The following is a 21,086-nucleotide window of genomic DNA, read 5'->3' as shown; positions in this document are numbered from 1 at the left end:
TTATCCATTATATGGATCCTCCTTTTGTCTATTAAATTGGGCTGCGAACCTTTTTTAATTATTGACAAAAGGAGTTTTTTTATATACTCACCGCTTAAGCTACTCTGAACATACCTGCAAAGCAGGTAGTATTCATTTATAAAATAAATAATAGGATGCCCTAAAAGGCACCCTATTATTTATTTTATAAACTATATATAATGTATCTCTACTCCTGAAAGCTTAATATCTCCAGTCAATATTAAAGTATTAGTATATACTTTATCTCCATATTTTTTATTTTCAACTCCACCTAAAAATGCATTTGTTCTATTTTCAACATTCCAGCTTCTTGGAATATATAACTCTAATCCAGAAAAGGATACATCCAATCTAAGAACTGCTTTATCTTCCGCCATTACTGCATTATCAAAATATATTTCAAGCCCTGAATACTTACAGCTAATATCAGCACTTACAAATTTATCAGTATTTATATACTTTGTTCCACCAGAAAAAGCCGAAGAAATTTTTATATTGCCTTCATCTTCTACTCTTATATTTTCACCTTCCTCTAAACTCCAATATGATTTCTTTTCAAAAAACTTATTTTTTTTAGGAAAGATCATTGATAACCCAATACTCCCAAAAAGAGCTGAAATTAAAACAGTCCATGGTGTAAGTGTTGTTATTCCAAGCTGTTTATCATATATTATGCAAAGAAAAGCTATTGGAAATAATATTCCTGCATAATTTAATCTAAATAAGCTATCTATAATAATAGCACCTAAAATTACTGAGAATCCTAAACTAAATGGATTAATATCAGATAAAAAACCCATCTTACCTATTACTAAACCAATTGCCCCTAAAACAAATAATATACCCCAAAATATATTTCTTTCTCTCATCTTATCTCCTCTTTTCTGATAATTTTAATTTTAACACCTTATAATAATACCTAGATACATATACCTTCTTATGTGTGTTTTTAAACTCTACTAAGCTGGAAGATGTTATATTACGAGTTATTGAATAAATATGATTAATATTTAAAATTGTAGATTTAGATACTCTAACAAAATTCTTTGGTAAAATCTCCTCTAATTCATAAAGCTTATACTTAACTTGATATAATTCGCTTAATGTATGTGCATAAATTGAACTTTCTTCAGTTTCAAAAAACAATACATCATCTATACATATATAATATTCAGTATTCTCTTTATAAAATATCATTTCCCTTTTTTCAGCAATTAGTTCCGAAATAACCTTTTGAATTCTTGTTACTTCTTCGCTTAATTCACTACATTTAATAATAACTTCACTTTCTTTAATTTGACTATCTAACTCTATCCGTATTCTCATCTTCACTCTGCCCTCCATACTCAAATTATATTCTAACCATTTTTTAATGTAAACGAACTTTAAGTAAGTGGTAAATTATTTGTCCTAAGAGGTTAACTATCATAACTTAATTAACAAAAAAGAGATAGAACTTTATTTAAAATAAATTTCTACCTCTTTTTAATTAAATAAAATAAATTACTTTGAAACTCTATAATTACTTATAACTAATTGAACCTTTTTATTTCCATTAAATTCATTAATTTCAGGCATACAAATTATATCCAAATAAAGATTATTAGATAGCCCATTAAATACTTTATTATATTCAATTTCACCTAGCTCATCTTTTATTGAATTTTCAAAACTATCTATATCACCAAAATATATTCCTTCTATATATAATCTGCCATCGCTTAACTTAAGCTTTAGCACATTTCTATTTTTACCTAGTATTTTGGCCTCTACAACTTTTAACTTTTTCATTCCAAAAGTAGGCTTAGGATTTGCTTTTCCATAAGGCTCTAATAATGATATTTGATCTATTAACTCATAATTTATTTCACTTAATAATAAGCCCATATCAATTGAAACCTTTGGAATTATATCCTCATCAGTTAATGTTGTAACATTATTTAATCTACTTCTAAATTCATCTATATTCTCATTTGGTATAGACATACCAGCTGCCATTGGATGTCCTCCAAACTTACCTAATAAATCCTTGCACTTTAATAGTTCTTCAAACATATTATACTCTTCAATAGATCTTCCTGAACCCTTAGCTCCATCATGAGCCTTTGTTAAAATAATTGTAGGAAGATTATATTTTTCTCTTACCCTACCTGCTATTATTCCAGCAATACTTTCATGAACATCTTCTAAATATACAACTAATACTTTATCCTTAGTCATATTATTTTTTTCTATTATTTCAATAGCTTGTTCTAAACCTTCTTTTGTTAGATCTTGCCTTTCTTTATTTAAATCATTTAACTTTTCTGCTAACTCTTTAGCTTCTATTTCATTATCACTTAGAAGCATTTTCAATGCCCATTCTGCTTGTTCAAGCCTACCTGAGGCATTAATACTTGGACCTATAACAAATCCTAGTGTATAAACTGTTATAGCCCTTTCTTCTAATCCTGTTTCCTTAAATAAAGCCTTTAATCCAATATTATTAGTTGAATTAATTCTTTTTAAGCCTTCTTTAACTATTATTCTGTTTTCAGAAGACAAGTCAACAACATCACAAACAGTAGCTATTGCAACATATTGAAGTAAATCATAAAGTTCTTCTTTACTTACATTGAACTCTTCATAAAGACATTCAACAAACTTATACGCTACAGTAGCTCCACAAATTTTATCAAACTTATATTCACATTCCTCCTGCTTAGGATTTAAAACAAAATCGGCATTAGGAACAATATATTTTCTCTCACCATTTTTATCAATAAAAGGAACATCGTGATGATCTGTAATTATTACCTTTAATCCTAACTCCTTAGCAAGTTTAACTTGATCTATTGCAGCTATACCATTATCACAAGTAATTATAATATCAACATTATCCTCACTAGCTTTTCTAATTATACTTTCATTTATTCCATAACCTTCTTTGATTCTATCAGGAATATGGAAACTAACATTTCCACCACATTTTTTTATAGCAGTATACAGTACATATGTGCTAATAACCCCATCTACATCGTAATCTCCTACTATAAGTATCTTTTCCCCAGCAATTATACTGCTTTTCATTAATTCAACAGCACCGGTCATTCCTAACATTTCTTTAGGATTATTAAAATCACTTATATTACCATCTAAAAATTCTTTTGCAATATCTAAATTATATATACCTCTATTAACTAATAGCTTTGCTACTACTTCGCTAACACATAAATCCTGCGCTAATTTTGCAGTATTAAACTTAACATTCCTAACCATCCATTTTTCCAAAAAATCACCTCGCCTGTTTAGTGACAAGTGATAAATGATAAGTTTTAAGTTAATGAATAAAGTCAGCTATCGCTGACTTTAATAAAAATTATATTAAAGAAACTCCCAAAGGAAGTTTCCTACTTAACTTGTCACTTATCACTTGAAACTTGTCACTTAATAATCTTCTAAATTATTAAAAAGCATTGCCTTTTTAATTTGTTCTACCTTATTAGGTGCTACATGCTTTAAAATTTCAAATGCAAATGGTATTGCAGCTGCAGGCCCTCTTCCTGTAATAATATTTCCATCAACAACTACAAGTTCCTCTTTATAATTGCATTCTACTAATTGATCCTCAAACCCTGGATAGCAAGTTACATTTTTGCCATTTACTATTCCAAGTTTACCAAAAGTTATTGGACCTGCACATATAGCAGCTACAATCTTACCTTCATCATAAAATCTCTTTACAAGCTCATTAACTTTTTCATCATCCCTTAAGTTTACTGCACCTGGCATTCCACCTGGTAATACAACAACATCATAATCATAAATTTCTTCATTTAAAACTTTATCAGCTTTTATTGTTATTGAATGAGATGTAGTTACTTCTAAACTCTTTGTTCCAATAGTGTTGCAAGTAACACCTGCTCTTCTTAAAATATCAACTGTTGTTAATGCTTCAATAGTTTCAAAACCCTCTGCTAATAAAACTGCAACCTTCACTTTTATACACTCCTTAAAATTAATTTATAGTTAAGAGTTAATAATTACAATTTATAAATTAAACTCCTTAATAAATCTATTAATTTACTAATTACTAACTCAAAAATCCTAACTATATTGTGTTTCTATTATTTCATCATCTAAATTAATAACCATAATATTAGTTCCTCGTCCAGCTCTATTTTGAACTCTAATATTACTTACTTCTATTACTTTTTTCTCTTTATTCTTTGTTACTAATGTAATATCTTTACTTATATTATCATCTACAGCTATTTCATCTACATTATTATTTACTGTATAAATTATACTTCCTGAAATTGTTTCATCATCTTCCTTCAGGCTTATTCCAGTAACTCCCGATGCAATTCTTCCCATAGCATTTACGCTTTCGCTCAGGAATCTAATTGCCATCCCTTTCTTACTTACAATAATTACTTCTCCACTATTTTCTTCTATACATACAGAAATTACTTCATCATTTTCATATTTAAATTTATATGCCTGACAAACTGAGTAACTTGTATCATACTCTTTAAGAGAGGTCTTCTTTATCATACCCTTTTTAGTAAAGAAGTACACCATCTTCTTTTCATCAAAACTCTTAACTGAATATATATCTATTATCTTTTCTTTTTTAGAATATCCATCAACTATGTTTTCTAATGCAATTTCTTCTTTTACAACATTTGAAATTAAAAATGCTGGCACTTTATACATATTTCCTTTGTCTGTAAATAATAATAATGTACTCAAAGAGTCTGTATTAACTTTTAGTCTATCATTAGATTTAGCTCTTGCAAATCCTTTCAGTTTACCTTTGGCTGTTACTCCAACAGTAAATGTAATAAATTCAAACTCATTTATATATTCTACAGTTGTAATTTCATCACTTTCAATTAGATTAAATAACTGAGTTCCCAAAATATTTCTTGGTGTATCTTCTATCTTAGGTAGTTCTAAACTAAATTTTAAACCTAATTTAGTTTTTACTTGTAAGAATTGTTTTTCTTCTTCACTATCTATTAAAATTATGTTTAATACATATTCATTTTCTTTTAATTTTAATGCTTGAATTTTGCTATAACTAGTTTGGAATTTATCTAAAGTGCTCTTCTTTATTATACCCCTATTAGTTATAAATTGAATACTTTTACTTCCATCTAATACTCCAACAGAGAATACTTCTACAATATTTTCATCATCTAAATTTAAAGTCTTAATTATAGAATCTAGTCTTTCTCCTTTTTCTTTCCATTTACCTTCTGGAATATTTATACCTTTAACTTGATACATATTACCTTTATCAGTAAATAAAAGAATATTTTCTGTAGTATTAGATTTAAATAAGAATTTAAGCTCGTCACCTTCTCTATATTCTATATCCTCAGCTTTTGCATTTGATCTTTGATAAGTTTTAACTGGAATTCTCTTTATAAAACCATCTTTAGATAAAGTAACCATAACATCTTCAACTACTATAAGTTCCTCTAAGTCAATCTTAGCCTCACTGTCATCTTCTACTATCATAGTTCTTCTTGGATTTCTAAACCTATCAGTTATTTCTTTTAATTCAGCTTTTATAACTTTTAAAAGTTCTTTTTCATTTTCTAATATTTTTCTTAATCTCTTTATAGTTTTTTCAAGTTCTGCATATTCTTTTTGGAATACCTTTATTTCAAGTCCTGTTAATCTATAAAGCATAAGTTCCAATATTGCCTCTGCTTGAATTTCTGTAAACCCAAACTTTTCAATTAAATTTATACCTGCATCCTTTTTAGATTTTGACTCCCTAATAGTTTTAATAATTTCATCTAAAACATCAATTGCTTTAATAAAACCTTCAACTATATGGAATCTTTTTTCTGCCATAGCAAGCTCTTTTATAGTTCTCTTTGTAACTATATCCTTTTGATGATTAACATAATGCATGATTATAGTCTTTAATCCCATAGTTTGTGGCTTACCACTTGCAAGTGCTACCATATTAAAACTTATATTGCATTGTAAATCTGTTTTCTTAAATAAATACTTTAATATCTTATCTGCATTATCATAATCTGCAGCTTTTTTAAGTTCAACAACAGCTCTAATACCACTTCTATCTGATTCATCTCTAATATCAGTAATTGCTTCTAAAGCTTTTTGATGTCTCTTATCACCAGTCATTTCTGATATTGTTTGAAGTATTTTTGATTTATTTCTTCTATAAGGGAATTCTGTAATTACTATTCCATATCTTCCATTTTCAAGCTTTTCTATATTAGTTTTTGCTCTTAAAGTAACCTTCCCTTCTCCTGTTTCATAAGCAGACAATAAAGAATTTTTACCTATAAGAACACCACCTGTAGGTAAATCTGGAGCCTTAATATACTCCATAAGTTCTTTAGTTGTTATTTCTGGATTATCTATATAAGCAAGTACTCCATCAGTAACTTCCTCTAAATTATGTGGTGGTATATTAGTTGCAAGCCCAACAGCAATACCAAATGTTCCATTCACTAAAAGATTTGGATATCTTGATGGCAATACCTTAGGTTCCATTTCACTATCTGAATAGTTTGGAACCATATCAACAGTATCTTTATCTATATCTCTAAGCATTTCCATAGCTATTTTTGATAATCTAGCCTCAGTATAACGCATAGCAGCTGCTCCATCACCATCCATAGAGCCAAAATTTCCATGCCCATCAAATAAAGGCTCTCTGGTTGAGAAATCTTGTGCCATAAGTACCATTGCATCATAAACTGATGAATCACCATGCGGATGGAATTTACCAAGTACATCCCCAACTATTCTTGCACTTTTATAATAAGGTCTATCAGGAAAAGCCTTTAAAAGATAAGCTCCGTAAAGTATTCTTCTATGAACTGGTTTTAAACCATCTCTTACATCTGGAAGAGCTCTATCCTTTGCAACCTCAACCGCATATGGAAGATAATTATCAGGCATAGCCTCTTCAAGAGGTATTCTTAATATATTATTATCTCTTGGAATGTCATGTCCCTTCTTAGCCATAATTTAACTCCTTTCTTTTCCTAAAACTCTGCATACTTATACATATAATTTTTTCTTGGCTCAACAACATCACCCATTAAAAGTGATACCATTTTTTCTGCCTTAGCTGCATCTTCAATAGTAACTTGGAAAAGAGTTCTAGTTTCTGGATTTAAAGTTGTATCCCAAAGTTGATCTGGATTCATTTCTCCAAGACCTTTATATCTTTGAATTAATGCTCCTTTTCCTATTTCTTTCTTTACTTTTTCTAACTCTTCATCACTATAGGCATATTTTGATACTTCTTTACCCTTTACAAGTTTATAAACTTTATATAAAGGCGGTTGTGCTAAGTAAAGATGACCATTTGCAATTAACGGTCTCATATATCTATAAATATAAGTCATCCATAAAGTTCTAATATGGAATCCATCAACATCAGCATCACTCATTATTATAATTTTATTGTATTTTAAGTCTTCTTCTTTATAATTATCTAAAGTTCCTGTTCCTATTGCTGTATTAAATATTTTAAGTTCTTCAGATGCTAGTACATTTTCAAGCTTTTGCTTTTCTGTATTCATTATTTTACCCTTTGAAGGCATTATAGTTTGGAATCTTCTATCTCTAGCTTGTTTTGCAGAACCACCGGCAGAATCTCCCTCAACTACAATAAATTCATTTACAGTATTATCTTTTAATGTACATACTGCAACTTTACCAGCAAGTGGAGCAGTTCCTTTACCTATCTTCTTCTTTTCAGCTTCATTTATTTTTTTAATTTTCTCTCTTCTTTGAGCTGCGGCAAGAGCATTATTTATAAGACTTGTAGCAACTTCTTTATTATCTTCTATCCATTCACAAAGCTTAGTATATGCTAAATCATTCATCATAGTATAAGCTTCTGAGCTTCCTAATTTCGTCTTAGTCTGACCTTCAAATACAGCATTAGTAATTTTAATTCTAACTATAGCTGTCATTCCTTCTCTTAAGTCATCGCCTTCAAACTCTTTATCTTTTTCTTTAACAAGTCCTAATTTTTTTGCCCATTCTTTAAAGGCTCTTGTCATACCAGTTTTAAATCCTGATTCATGAGTACCTGCTTCCGTAGTAGGAATATTATTAACATAACTTGCAATATATTCAGTTGTAGAGTCTGTAAATTGCATACAAACCTCTCCATACATTGAAATATTATTTATTGATCTTTCCCCTTCAAAAAAAATTGGCGTTGGATGAATAGTAGTTTTACTTTCATTTAAATAATCTATAAAATCAAGTAAACCTCTTTCAGAATAGTATTCTTTTCTAATCTCTTCATCTTTTCTTTGGTCTATAAGTTCAAGATGTATCCCTTTATTTTGGAATGCAAGCTCTTGCAATCTTTCATCTATAATATCGAATTTAAAATCTGTTGTTGAAAAAATTTCTCCATCTGGTTTAAAGGTAACTCTAGTACCAGTATCTTTTGCCTTTCCTACAATTTCTAATGCTGTAACAGCAGTTCCTGGCATATCTTTTTTTATATCTTTATCGTAAGCATATTCAAATCTTTGCTTATATATATTTCCATTTTGATGAACTTCTACTTCAAGCCATTTAGAAAGTGCATTAACTACTGCTGCTCCAACTCCATGAAGCCCTCCTGATGTTTTGTAGTTTTTATTATCGAACTTACCACCAGTGTGTAATTCAGTAAATACCATCTCTACCCCAGACTTTTTCTTAACTGGATGAATTCCTGTTGGTATTCCTCTACCATTATCTATAACAGTAACACTTTTATCTTTATTTATAATAATTGTGGCTTTATCTCCAAATCCATTAGATATTTCGTCTATTGAGTTGTCTAATATCTCCCATATACAATGATGTAATCCCTTTGTTCCTGTAGACCCTATATACATACCAGGTCTAATTCTAACTGGTTCAAGTTTTTCTAAAGATGTTAAATCAGTTACATCATATTTACTATTAACTTCATTATTCATATAAACCTCCAAAATTACAACCTATTAACATTTAAGCAATAATTTAGATATAATTATACAATTTCATAATATCAAAATCAAACTAATGTTCTTTATTAACGTTTCTTATTCTATCATACTTCTATGTTTATTTAAAATTTTATTGAAAAATCCTCTTAAAATCCTATCTTTTACGGTATTTAATTATAATATATTTTATATTAAATTAGTAACTACTTTAAAAGTTTTTCTTTTTTGCTTTATAAATATTTAATATGTATTCTCTACTTTTTAATATTAACTTATGTATATCTTATTCTCATTATTTAAATTTACAATTGATTTTATTTACAATACTTAATATTTTAATATCTATTAACAAATTAACATGGCAATTTTTTATAAAAATAAAAAATCAAATCACTTTATAATTATATAAACTATAAAGTAATTTGATTTTTATAATAAAATATCCTTATTATTTTTTAAGTCGTAACTATACTATGCCTTGAGCCATCATAGCATCAGCAACCTTCTTAAATCCAGCTATATTAGCTCCCATTAATATATTTCCTTCTTGTCCATATTCTTTTGCAGCAGCTGCTGAATTGTTATAAATATTAACCATAATATTTTTAAGCTTATTATCTACTTCTTCAAAACTCCAAGACATTCTCATACTATTTTGAGACATTTCTAAAGCTGAACAAGCAACTCCACCTGCATTTGCTGCCTTAGCTGGTCCAAATAATACTCCATTACTTTGGAAAACTTCAATAGCCTCTAATGTACTTGGCATATTTGCTCCTTCAGCAACTACCTTTGTTCCATTTTCAACTAAAATTTTTGCTGAATTTTCATCTATTTCACCTTGAGTTGCGCATGGAAGTGCTACATCACATTTTATAGTCCAAATACCTCTACAACCTTCAAAATATTTAGCAGAAGGAACATAATCTAAATATTCTTTTATTCTTCCTCTCTTAACTTCCTTAATTTCTTTTACTACTTCAAGATTAATTCCATTTTCATCATATATATATCCATTTGAATCACTTAATGCAACAACCTTAGCACCTAATTGTGTTGCTTTTTGAGTTGCATATATAGCAACATTTCCTGAACCAGAAATTACAACAGTTTTTCCTTCTAACGAAAGTCCATTATCTTTCATCATTTCGTCAGTAAAGTAAACTAATCCATACCCTGTTGCTTCAGTTCTTGTTAAGCTTCCACCATAAGCTAATCCTTTTCCAGTTAAAACACCTTGATCATTAGCATTTCTAATTTTCTTGTAATATCCATACATATATCCAATTTCTCTAGCACCAACACCAATATCCCCTGCTGGTACATCTGTATCTAAACCTATATGTTTACATAATTCAGCCATGAAACTTTGACAAAATCTCATTACTTCTCTATCAGATTTTCCCTTAGGATCAAAATCTGAACCACCTTTTCCCCCACCAATAGGTAGTCCTGTTAATGAGTTTTTAAAGATTTGTTCAAATCCTAAAAATTTAATTATGCTAGCATTTACTGTTGGATGAAATCTTAATCCTCCCTTATAAGGCCCTATAGCACTATTAAATTGCATTCTATATCCCCTATTAACTTGAACTTTTCCTTCATCATCTACCCAAGGAACTCTAAACATAATTTGTCTCTCTGGCTCTACAATTCTTTCTAATACTCCTTCTTCCATATACTCTGGATGTTTCTCAAATACCGGAATTAAAGAAATCGCAACTTCTTTTACTGCATCTAAAAATTCTTTTTCATTTCCATTTCTTTTTTCAACTTGTTCTAAAACACTTAAAACATATTCTTTTCCTGTCATAAGCTTTCCCCCTTAATCTTTATTCCTATATCTTATATTTAATTTTAGGATATGTTTTACACATAAGCATATTATTCAAATACTTTTTTATATTAACAATTTTTTATCAAGTTATTTGTTAATATACTAATCCTACTTAATATTTTAATACCATTTTGGTAAATTTTAAAGATATTTTTAAAAAATAAGAAAAAAAAGTTATGCTAAATAAATTTAACATAACCTTTCTAAAACTATTGTTTATTTATAATATTGTTTTTTTCTATTAATTCATTAATTAATAAAAATATATTTTTAGTAGAATCATTTTTATCAAAGGATTTGCAGGCTTTCTTCATGCCTTCTAACTTTTCACTATCTTTTAACAGTTCTACTATAGCTGCTCTGCAACTATTTCCATCACTAATTCTTACAGCCATATTATGTTTTAATAAGAATTCTGCATTTTCCTCCTCTTGACCTGGAATTGCATCGAAAACAGCCATTGGAATATTACATGCTAATGCTTCTGTAACAGTTAGTCCACCTGGCTTAGTAATTATTATGTCTGATGCTTGCATAAAGTTATTAATTTCATCTGTAAAGTATATAAGTTTTGTCTTTTTAGGACTACTTCCTATTACTTCTTCAAACTGATTATATAACTTTTGATTTCTTCCTGTTACTAATATTATTTGGAAGTTCAAATCTATATCTATTATATTCTCATAAACATCAAAAACATTTGATACTCCAAAGCTTCCCGCCATCATCAATACTGTTGGCAAGTTTTTATCAAGACCTAATTCTTCAATTACTAATTGCTTTTCCTTTTCTTCAAAGAACACTTCGTCCACAGGTATTCCATATGGATAAATACATCTTGAATCTACTCCTTCAGAAATCATTTTAGCAACCATATCATCATTAGCAACTATATATGCATCTACCTTATCATTTATCCAAGCCTTATGTGGAGCATAATCAGTCATTATACAAATTAATGGTATATTTATTTCTTTCTTTGACTTTAACCTTGATACCATCTCAGTGGGAAATGGATGAGTTGTTATAATAATATCTGGTTTAAACTCATCAATCAAAGGTAATAACTTATTTGCAAATATATTGTTAAGTCTAGTTACAAAATTAGCCAATTTATGTTCCTTATTAGTTAAATCATATAACTTTCCATATAATTTAGGCGTTTTGGTTGCTAAATAAACATATCCACCTGTAACTGTTTTATTTAATATTGGACTTATATACAATAAACTATCTACTATTTTAACATTTATATCTTTATTCTTTTGGGTCATATAACCCTCTATTGCTTTAGATGCCCTCATATGTCCGCCACCAGTTGATGCTGACAAAATAAGAATATTCATTTAAGCTCCCCCTAACAATATAATTTCTCTCAATAATCAATTTACTATTATATCACATAATTTTGAATATTAAATAGCAATTCTCCCTAAAAAAGAAACTACACTTACTCCACAAGTAATACCTAGAACTATTCCAAATATAACATCTGTTGGATAATGTACCTTTAAATAAATTCTTGAAAATGCAATTAATGTAGCAATAGGACTCATTATTAATCCTAACTTTCCATTCATTTGTAAAAAAACTGCCAAGGCTGCAAATGAAGATGCTGTATGCCCTGATGGAAATGAATATGTTATAGGTTTATTTATTAATAATTCATCTTCATGATTTTGAAATGGTCTATTTCTTTTAACTATGTGTTTTATTATCCCCTCACCAATTATGGTTGTTAATATTAATGCTAAAATAACACTAATGCCAATAATTCTATCTTCAACTTTTAATAACATTAAAATTGATATAATTAACCATATTACCCCTAAATTCCCCATCATTGTTATAATAGGCATTATTCTATCAAATGTTCTATTTTTACATTTTTCACTTATGTACTTTAATCCTTTATTATCTATTATTTTAAAAAATTTAATCATCCTCTCTCTCCTTTCTTATATTTTGCCCCATTTAATATTTCAAATACTTTAATATTCCCCTTCATTATACTCTTATTATATACCAAAATTCTTATATAAAGTTAACTCTTTTTTAACATTTCGCTACTATTTTTCTTAATGTTTTCTTAAGAATCTAAAAAAGAAGGAGAAATAATACGAATATTACTTCCCCTTCTTTTATTCACTTTCATTTATTTGTTTATTTATATTTTCAATAAATTTTATTTTTTTGCCTTTTATATGATAAAAATAAATAGGAACATTAGAAACAATCCCCATCAAAGTACCACATATTATATCCCACATTGTATCATGCAGGCTATTATTCTGAGATACAAATCCAAATAATTGATCTGTTGAAAATTCCCATATTTCCCATACTCCTGCGGCTGCAATAGAAAATATTATAGAAAATAACATAGGCATATATCTTTTAAATGAGTCTTCTACATTACCATTACTTACATGTAAAAAAAAGATATATCCTATAAGTCCAATAATAAGCCCTGATAATAAATGTAATATTTTATCATACATAGGGATAATTATATAAAAATCAAATACATTTCCTAAATACATTGCTCCAATAATAAAAGAATAAATCAAATAAAAACTTATTCTTGCTTTTCTTAAAAAAGTTTTTTTATAAACAAAATACATTATCCATAAAGTAACTGCCATTAAGCCTATTCTAAAAAGCTTTTCTCCACCTCTAAACATAAAATCATATATTGCTGTAATAACTAATATTACCATTGTTATTAAATTTACTCTCAATGCTTTATCCTCTAATAAACTCATTAGCATGCTCCTTTATAAATTAATATATTTTTTTATCTCTCATTACTAAAGCTGAGATAACCCCAAATACTAGTCCACCAATATGTGCCCCATTATCTATATTACTTATTGTAACTCCTATAAATATATTTATGAGTAAAACTTTAAATAAATTCACTATATAGGCTTTTCCAATTCTATTTTTATGCCTTATTCCAAAAATAATCATAGCTCCTAGAAGCCCAAATATTGCTCCTGATGCTCCTACACTTATTGAATTTGCATTAAATAAATAACTAAATACACTGCCTCCCAAAGCTGATAGTAAGTATATCGCTATATATTTAACTTTTCCATATAAGCACTCTACTTCTGATCCAATAATTTTAAGAGCATACATATTAAATGCTATATGTGATAATCCGCCATGTAAAAATGCACATGTTATTAATCTCCAAGGCTGTCCATTATTAATCAGAACATTTACTTTAGCTCCTAATTCTATAAGCGTATATGAATCAATATCGTATATATTTTTAGATAAAAAAACTGTAATTATAAAAATCAAAATATTTATACATATTAATATATATGTAACCAAGTTTTCTTTATATTTTACCTTTGGTTTATTTAATTTTTCCTTTTCAATACTATAATTTAATATAGAAACAAGTGGCTTACAGCTATCATCGCTGTAAACTACTTGTTTTTCTTTTTCTGAATAAATTAACTTATTATAATGTTGATGAATTAGTGATTCATAATTATCTCCAGTACATATAACTATATTTAAAGATATTTTTTTAGCATATGTCTTTTTTAGAAAGCTCATTGCTTCGTAATATACAAAATCACTTTCATTATTTTTACATACTATAGCAACATAAATAAAATCTTCATTCTCCATTATAGCTATCCATTTATTTTCTTTTAAAAACTCACTATAATAGTCTTTTATATAAAACCCAGCCTGCTTTGTTAGTTCACTAAATAAAATATTTTCTAATTTATTCATTTTTAAATTTCTTTCTCTAACATATCTAATAATTCATTAAATCTATCAATAGTTGCTTCTAATGGCTTAGGCGTAGTCATATCTACTCCCGCTTTCTTTAAAATCTCTATTGGATAATCACTTCCACCACTCTTTAAGAATCCAACATATTTTTCAACTGCATTAGGTTCCTTATCTAATATACTCTTAGCAAAAGCAGATGCTGCTGCATATCCAGTTGCATATTGATATACATAGAAATCACTATAGAAGTGTGGTATTCTTGACCATTCAACATCAATTTCAGGATCAACTACCATTTCTGGTCCAAAATATTTAATATTTAGCTCATGCCATTTTGCATTATAATCTTCTGCAGTTAATGGAATACCCTTTTCAAAGCTTTCATGTGTATAAAGTTCAAACTCTGCAAACATTAATTGTCTAAATACAGTAGTTCTTATTTGTTCTAATTCTTGATTTATTAAATATAATTTTTTCTTTTTATCAGTTTCTTTATTTATTAAATGATGAATTAATAGTGCTTCATTAGTAGTTGAAGCAACTTCTGCACAGAATAATGTATAACCTGCATAATAGTAACTTTGTTCTTTTCTTGAATAATAAGAATGAATTGAGTGACCCATTTCATGAACTAAAGTTGATACATCATTAAGCTCATAATTATAATTTAATAAAACATAAGGCTTAGTATCATATCCACCCCATGAATACGCTCCACCACGTTTTCCTTTATTAATATATTTATCTATCCATCCACCGTTAATTCCTTCTTGGAATATATCTAAATATTCTTTTCCTAAAGGTTGTAACCCTTCAATTGCCATTTTAACTGCATCATCAAATTCTACACTTTCTTTAGGAATTTCAATTACTGGAACATATAAATCATACATATGCATTTCATCAAGACCTAATAGTTTTTTCTTTAAGCCTACATATCTATGAAGTGATGAAAGATTATCATCTATAGTTTTTATAGCATTAGTATAAACTTCTAAAGGAATATCATTTGGTTTTAATGATGCTTCTAATGCACTATTATAATTTCTTACTCTAGCTCCAAAATTAAATACTTTTATTGAACTAGAAAGAGTTGTTGCTAATGTGTTTTCAAAGGCTTTATATTCTTTAAATAATCCTTTAAATGCTTCTTTTCTAACTTCTCTATCCTTTGATTTTATAAATGAAGAATAATTTCCTTCTGTTAATTCAACTTCTTCTCCATCTTCATCTTTAATATTTCCAAATTTCATATCAGCATTTGTCATAATATTATGTATAGATGATGGTGCATCTAAACAATCTGAAGCTGCTGCAAGTAACTCTTCCTCTTTTTTATCTAATACATGCGGTTTTTCTTTTAAGATATTTTCTAATAAGAATTTATAAGGTTCAAGACCTTTTAATTCTTCCATTTGTTTTTCTATTGTTCCATCTGGAAGAGATAAAATTTCTGGTACCACATAAGCTGTATAAGTAGCATATTCAGCCATATAAGCATCAATTTTATTCATCATTGCTTGATACTTTGTATTACTTGTATCTTCATCACATCTTAAATGTGCATAAACATAAATTTTTTCTGCTTTTCTTGATACCTTTTCATTTACTTCAAAATATTTTATTAAAGTTTCTCCATCTCCAAGCTTTCCTTCAAATTCTTTAAGTTTTGGTGCTTCTTCTTGTAATTCTTTATATTCCTTTTCCCAAACCTCATCATTAGAGTATATTTCATTAATACTCCATTTATCTTGTTCTTGTATTTCCTCTCTTTTCTTTAAAACCTTACTTTCCATAGCCCACCTTCAGCCTATCCCTATAGGCATCTCCTTTCTATTTTTATTGATATTCTTCCTCTTTACCTTCAATATCATTAAAGGCTTTTTCCATAGCTTCTTCTATTAACTCTATAGAAAGAGATAATTTTTCTTCAATGTATTCATGATCATCCTTATATTTAAAATTAATTAAAAATGTTGGGTTATATTCATCATCAACTTCTTCAATTTCAAACCCTTCATTTTCAAATAACTCCATATTAAATACATCATATATTGCAGAGTATTCCCATTCTTCAACATCTTTATTTGTATCAAATTTTATATAAACACTATCTCCTTTAACATAAAAACCTTTTATATGTTCTGCTCCTTCTGAAACTTTATAGCTTCCAAGTTCCTTTGTTACAAATCCTGTTTCATTATCTCTTTCCATTAATATTAAGCTTGAATAATCCATAGTAATATTCTCCTTTTCGTCTCATCTTTATCTGTGTTTTTTTATCCATAATCTAAAACTTATTTTATGAATTTAATTTTAGTAAACATAATTATAAAATCTTTATTATTTTGTTTAAAAATATTTATTTAAAGTTACTAAAATACAAATCCTAAAACAAAGAATGTTTTATCTTAATTATATTGTTAGTATTCCAAATATACAATATTTTCTTTACTTATTTACATAATATGGTAACATATAATTATAACTTAGATTATCTAAATTTTGATTTATATAATCTAACTTGCCTAAAACTCCAAATTTCAATTTGGTAAGTTGAAGGTATACTTTAGAGTACTCCTACAACAAAAATAATAGGAGTTTCCTTAAAGATTTCTTTGTGGAGGTTAGCATATGAGCACTGTTTCTGCTGTAAAAAAACAAAATTTAATTAAAATAAATCATAAAAAAAAGAAAATACAAAGAAATAGAAAAATTATTGTAATAGCTATTCTATTGTTAACATTATTTATTATAGGAACCTCCATAAAAAATATGTATATATCTTATAGATGTTCTAATTTTATTTATTCAGTTGATTATTATTTTACTCATTGGAAAGATAAATCTCTTAGATTAATAGAGGTAGAATCTATGTCTGTAATATCAAAAGTTGATGATACAATAGAAATTGAAGCATATGGTTTTGCCTATGAGAAACCATATAAAAAAACATATTTAATAGGAACTTTTGCAGAAGACGATAAAGGACGTTGGCATATGAAATCAGTTAAACTTAAAGATACTGATTCTACTACCGAATAATATTGTTCGTCACGTGGAAGCGAAAAAAGTTAATGTTTTCTGCTACAACTTTTCCTGATATTATAGTTAATTTGTATATTTATAATTTTAGCTATAAAAAATATATATTTAAAAATTAACAATTTGGTATATAAAATATAGCAGAAGTCGTTAACTTTTAAGGTGATAACACGGTAAATTGTATCTTTTAGCTTTAAAGCCAGTGATAAAGAAAAAAATTATATTCCTTTCTGGAGATTATATAATCATTTTTTTCGTCATCACGGCAATTCAAGCCTTAACGAACAATTTAGATATATTATGACTCTAATAAATTATCAAATTGTCTGCTTACATTCCAGGTATGATAATTATTTCCTTCCTTTGAGTGATTTTCTATAAAATCTTGTAGATCAACTTCAACTTCTGTACATTCATCTAATTCTAATTTCACAGTATCATCTTCAGTAAATTCAATTTTAGTAATTTCTCCTTGTTCTATATCTTCACTACCATAATGAAAAACTACTCCTAACTCCACTAATGTATCAAAACTTTCTATTAAACCTTCAATTTTATCTTTTATCATATCTTTCTCCTTATATTATTACCTTCAAAAATATTATATTAAAACTTGTTCCTTTTCCAATATCACTTTCTACAGTTATACTGCCACCATGTGCCTCTATTATCTTTTTACTTAATGATAATCCAATTCCTATGCTCTTAGGATTTATAGAATTTTTCCCCTTATAAAATCTTTTAAATATATTTTTAAGCTCAGATTTTTCAATTCCTTCACCATTATCACTTATTGTAATGCTAATAGACATAGGTGTTTCTTCAAGTGTAATTTTTATTTTACCATTAATATCAGTATGTTCTATAGCATTTTTTATTATATTACTTAAACTTTCAGCAATCCATTTTTTATCATGCAAATAATATCCTTCACTACTAAGGTCTAGCTCTATATCTTGCTTCTTGTCATTTGCACTTAACTTTAATGGGTCTATAGCATACCTTATACTTTTACTCAGTGGTATCATTTCTTTATTATAACTTACTGCATTACTTTCTATTCTTGCATATTTAAGTAATGTTGTTATAAGCCAATCCATTCTATCTAATTGCTCTGAAGTCATATCTATAAATTTGCTTTTTGTTTCCATATCAATACTTTCATGATTTTTTAATATATCATTATAAGCTATTAATGCTGAAAGTGGTGTTTTTAACTGATGTGATATATCATTTATTATATCTTTCAAATTAATCTTTTCAGCTTGTAGAGCTTTTAATGCATTTTCAAGTCTCTCTCCCATATGATTAAATTTATTATAAAACACATAAAAGTCTCCTTCTTCAAACTTAAGTTCCTTAGAACTAAAACGTCCCTCAACCATTTCATCTGCTCTTTCACCTAACTTTTTTATATTATTAAATATTGGTGAAATAATCTTCAAAATTAGTAATATCACTGCTATAAAAAACACTCCCCATAATAATATTATAGTTAACTTGAAATTACTATAACTATCTTTAAGAATTGGATTTTTTATTGAACTTAAATTTTCATTATAATAATATTTATCTAAAATATTATTTCCTATTGAATAATATTCATCTATATTACCTTTTGTTATTATTGGAACTATTTCATCTTCAAGCTCAGGATTATTTTCAATTATTGCACCAACTAAAGCCGTATTTTGATTAATATATTTTTTATTTATATCATTAAACCAATTATATGTTATAAAAATGAAAGCTGCTAAAAATACTAAAAAAGTTATAAAGCTAGTTATTACAATAAGTTTTACTTCCTTATTTTTAAATAACCTCATAGATTATACCTCCTTAATCTCTTTAGCCCATCTATAGCCTATTCCTCTTACTGTTTCTATGTATATAGGTTTTTTTATATCATCTTCAACCTTTTCTCTTAACCTTTTTATATAAACTGTTAATGCATTTCCATCAACAAAATTCCCATCAGTATCCCATAGTTTTTCTAATAGTAAATTTCTTTCTAATACATTTCCTTTGTTCTTTATTAAAAGTAATAATAGCTTATATTCAATAGTTGTAAGATCAATAATTTCTCCCTTTTTATAAACTTTATATTTTAGTAATTCAACAATTATATCTCCACTTATAATCTTATTACTATTTTCTTCTTTTTTAGATGCTACTCCTCTTCTCCTTAAAACTGCATTTATTCTAGAAACTAATTCTTTAACTCTTATAGGCTTAGTTATATAATCATCTCCACCCATATCTAATCCCATAACTACATTTCCCTCTTCATCACATGCAGTCATAAATATTATAGGTATTTCACTATTTTCTCTTATTTCTTTGCAACGTTCATATCCTGTTCCATCTGGTAACATTACATCTAATAGTATTATGTTAAATTCATTATTTTTATATTTTTCCCTAGCTTCACTTAAACTCTTAGCATGAACTACATCAAATCCCTCTTGTTTTAATGTATATTCCATACCTAAAGCTAATGGTAAATCATCTTCTACAAACAATATCTTTATCACTTTAAATGTCCCCCTTTTATCCTAAAATAGGAGCAGAAATTTTTTCTGCTCCTATTTTTTATTATTTTCTTTTTAAATGTACTTCAGTATCAGTAACCTCTAAAAATATTTCTAAATACATCATTTCAGAAAAACAGCACTTAAATATATCTTCTTCTACCCCTTCTCTTTTATAATAATCATGTGTATATCTATTTCTTAACCTTACAATCTTAGTTAAAAATTGAAGTAAATCATCATCAAAGAAACCGTTAATTCTTGCTTTTCTTAAAAGTTCAGTTCCTGAATATCCATCAATATAATTATCAGTCATTACTAAATAAGTTTCTGACATATCAACAACATATTCCGATAAATCTTGAAAATATCCAATTATACTTCTTCTTAAATATATTGAATTCGTATTACTATACTCTTTAATAGCACCTTGTAATAAAAGAAGTGTTTCCATGGCTACATCAAACTTTTTTTCTAATCGCTCTTTCTTATACTTATAATATGGAGTCATTTATATCACTCCTTTCCTTAATATCTCTTTTAATTAAATCTTCAAGCCACTTATTATTCCTTCTATATTTATTTACATATAATCTAAAATCAACTTCCCTTTCTTTGTCAAATACTAACTTATCATTGCTTTTTATATACTCTAAAGCTAATGGATGCTCAAAATCTTTCATGTATAAAAAGGTCAAATGTATGTTATTATAATTAAAATATTTTTGTAACCTTGGAATCAACTCATCTTCTAAGTCAAATTCAATAGAAACATCAATCTTTTTATCTAATAAAATTAATATATCTATATCACTCCTATTAACTCTCCAATATTCAGTATTATAGCTCCCTATAATAGCCATTGATATAATATTTTTATTAAATATTTTTAAATCTTTTAATAACATAATT

At 27.4% G+C, this 21,086-nt stretch carries 19 protein-coding genes; 1 reads left to right on the top strand and 18 read right to left on the bottom strand.

Going from position 1 to position 21,086, the window contains the following annotated elements; translation table 11 throughout:
* Positions 1–191 precede the first annotated feature (191 nt).
* From Q0Y03_RS05255 to Q0Y03_RS05195, 13 genes are all read right to left on the bottom strand, one after another.
* Positions 192–890: a hypothetical protein gene (locus tag Q0Y03_RS05255; RefSeq protein ID WP_297712793.1), complete on the bottom strand. Its 699-nt coding sequence runs from the start codon at positions 888–890 to the stop codon at positions 192–194.
* Between the two features lies 1 nt (position 891).
* Positions 892–1,347: a LytTR family DNA-binding domain-containing protein gene (locus Q0Y03_RS05250; RefSeq protein WP_297712792.1), complete on the bottom strand. Its 456-nt coding sequence runs from the start codon at positions 1,345–1,347 to the stop codon at positions 892–894.
* 177 nt (positions 1,348–1,524) lie between these two features.
* A complete protein-coding gene (recJ, locus tag Q0Y03_RS05245) occupies positions 1,525–3,279 on the bottom strand; it encodes a single-stranded-DNA-specific exonuclease RecJ (RefSeq protein ID WP_297712795.1) in 1,755 nt (584 codons plus the stop codon).
* A 168-nt stretch (positions 3,280–3,447) separates the two neighbouring features.
* Positions 3,448–3,999, bottom strand: a complete 552-nt coding sequence (locus Q0Y03_RS05240; protein WP_297712791.1) for a DJ-1 family glyoxalase III — start codon at positions 3,997–3,999, stop codon at positions 3,448–3,450.
* Between the two features lie 108 nt (positions 4,000–4,107).
* Positions 4,108–7,020 (bottom strand): DNA topoisomerase IV subunit A, encoded by a 2,913-nt coding sequence (locus tag Q0Y03_RS05235; RefSeq protein ID WP_297712790.1) that lies wholly within the window; start codon positions 7,018–7,020, stop codon positions 4,108–4,110.
* Between the two features lie 20 nt (positions 7,021–7,040).
* The gene (locus Q0Y03_RS05230; RefSeq protein WP_297712789.1) at positions 7,041–8,990 is read right to left on the bottom strand and encodes a DNA topoisomerase IV subunit B; all 1,950 of its coding nucleotides are present in this window, start codon (positions 8,988–8,990) and stop codon (positions 7,041–7,043) included.
* A gap of 475 nt (positions 8,991–9,465) precedes the next feature.
* The gene (gene gdhA, locus Q0Y03_RS05225; RefSeq protein ID WP_297712788.1) at positions 9,466–10,812 is read right to left on the bottom strand and encodes an NADP-specific glutamate dehydrogenase; all 1,347 of its coding nucleotides are present in this window, start codon (positions 10,810–10,812) and stop codon (positions 9,466–9,468) included.
* 233 nt (positions 10,813–11,045) lie between these two features.
* Positions 11,046–12,182, bottom strand: a complete 1,137-nt coding sequence (locus Q0Y03_RS05220; protein ID WP_297712787.1) for a glycosyltransferase — start codon at positions 12,180–12,182, stop codon at positions 11,046–11,048.
* Positions 12,183–12,251: 69 nt separating this feature from the next.
* On the bottom strand, positions 12,252–12,779 hold the full coding sequence (locus tag Q0Y03_RS05215) for a phosphatase PAP2 family protein (RefSeq protein WP_297712786.1): 528 nt from the start codon (positions 12,777–12,779) through the stop codon (positions 12,252–12,254).
* A gap of 198 nt (positions 12,780–12,977) precedes the next feature.
* Entirely contained in the window at positions 12,978–13,601 is a 624-nt protein-coding gene (locus tag Q0Y03_RS05210; protein ID WP_297712785.1) for a hypothetical protein, read from the bottom strand.
* Positions 13,602–13,620: 19 nt separating this feature from the next.
* Positions 13,621–14,595 (bottom strand): rhomboid family intramembrane serine protease, encoded by a 975-nt coding sequence (locus Q0Y03_RS05205; RefSeq protein ID WP_297712783.1) that lies wholly within the window; start codon positions 14,593–14,595, stop codon positions 13,621–13,623.
* 2 nt (positions 14,596–14,597) lie between these two features.
* A complete protein-coding gene (gene pepF / locus Q0Y03_RS05200) occupies positions 14,598–16,394 on the bottom strand; it encodes an oligoendopeptidase F (protein ID WP_297712782.1) in 1,797 nt (598 codons plus the stop codon).
* A gap of 43 nt (positions 16,395–16,437) precedes the next feature.
* Entirely contained in the window at positions 16,438–16,836 is a 399-nt protein-coding gene (locus Q0Y03_RS05195) for a DUF6762 family protein (protein WP_297712781.1), read from the bottom strand.
* Positions 16,837–17,232: 396 nt separating this feature from the next.
* Here Q0Y03_RS05195 and Q0Y03_RS05190 point away from each other — a divergent pair, with 396 nt between their 5' ends.
* Entirely contained in the window at positions 17,233–17,643 is a 411-nt protein-coding gene (locus Q0Y03_RS05190) for a hypothetical protein (RefSeq protein WP_297712780.1), read from the top strand.
* A 298-nt stretch (positions 17,644–17,941) separates the two neighbouring features.
* Here Q0Y03_RS05190 and Q0Y03_RS05185 read toward each other — a convergent pair whose 3' ends face one another.
* The 5 genes from Q0Y03_RS05185 to Q0Y03_RS05165 all read right to left on the bottom strand — a co-directional run bounded on the left by Q0Y03_RS05185 (position 17,942) and on the right by Q0Y03_RS05165 (position 21,082).
* Entirely contained in the window at positions 17,942–18,211 is a 270-nt protein-coding gene (locus tag Q0Y03_RS05185) for a hypothetical protein (protein ID WP_297712779.1), read from the bottom strand.
* Positions 18,212–18,221: 10 nt separating this feature from the next.
* Positions 18,222–19,469, bottom strand: a complete 1,248-nt coding sequence (locus tag Q0Y03_RS05180; protein WP_297712777.1) for a HAMP domain-containing sensor histidine kinase — start codon at positions 19,467–19,469, stop codon at positions 18,222–18,224.
* A gap of 3 nt (positions 19,470–19,472) precedes the next feature.
* Positions 19,473–20,177 carry a response regulator transcription factor gene (locus Q0Y03_RS05175; RefSeq protein ID WP_297712776.1) on the bottom strand — a complete coding sequence of 235 codons (705 nt, stop codon included), beginning with the start codon at positions 20,175–20,177 and terminating at the stop codon, positions 19,473–19,475.
* A gap of 61 nt (positions 20,178–20,238) precedes the next feature.
* A complete protein-coding gene (locus tag Q0Y03_RS05170; protein WP_297712775.1) occupies positions 20,239–20,685 on the bottom strand; it encodes a hypothetical protein in 447 nt (148 codons plus the stop codon).
* Positions 20,669–21,082, bottom strand: a complete 414-nt coding sequence (locus Q0Y03_RS05165) for a nucleotidyltransferase domain-containing protein (protein ID WP_297712774.1) — start codon at positions 21,080–21,082, stop codon at positions 20,669–20,671. Before Q0Y03_RS05165 ends, Q0Y03_RS05170 begins: the two co-directional genes overlap by 17 nt.
* Positions 21,083–21,086: the final 4 nt, after the last annotated feature.

Source organism: Clostridium sp. (assembly GCF_026168755.1).
In the GTDB taxonomy this organism is placed as follows: Bacteria; Bacillota; Clostridia; order Clostridiales; family Clostridiaceae; genus Clostridium.
The sequence above is the reverse complement of the archived record's forward strand: the minus strand, read 5'-3'. Positions and strand labels throughout refer to the sequence as shown.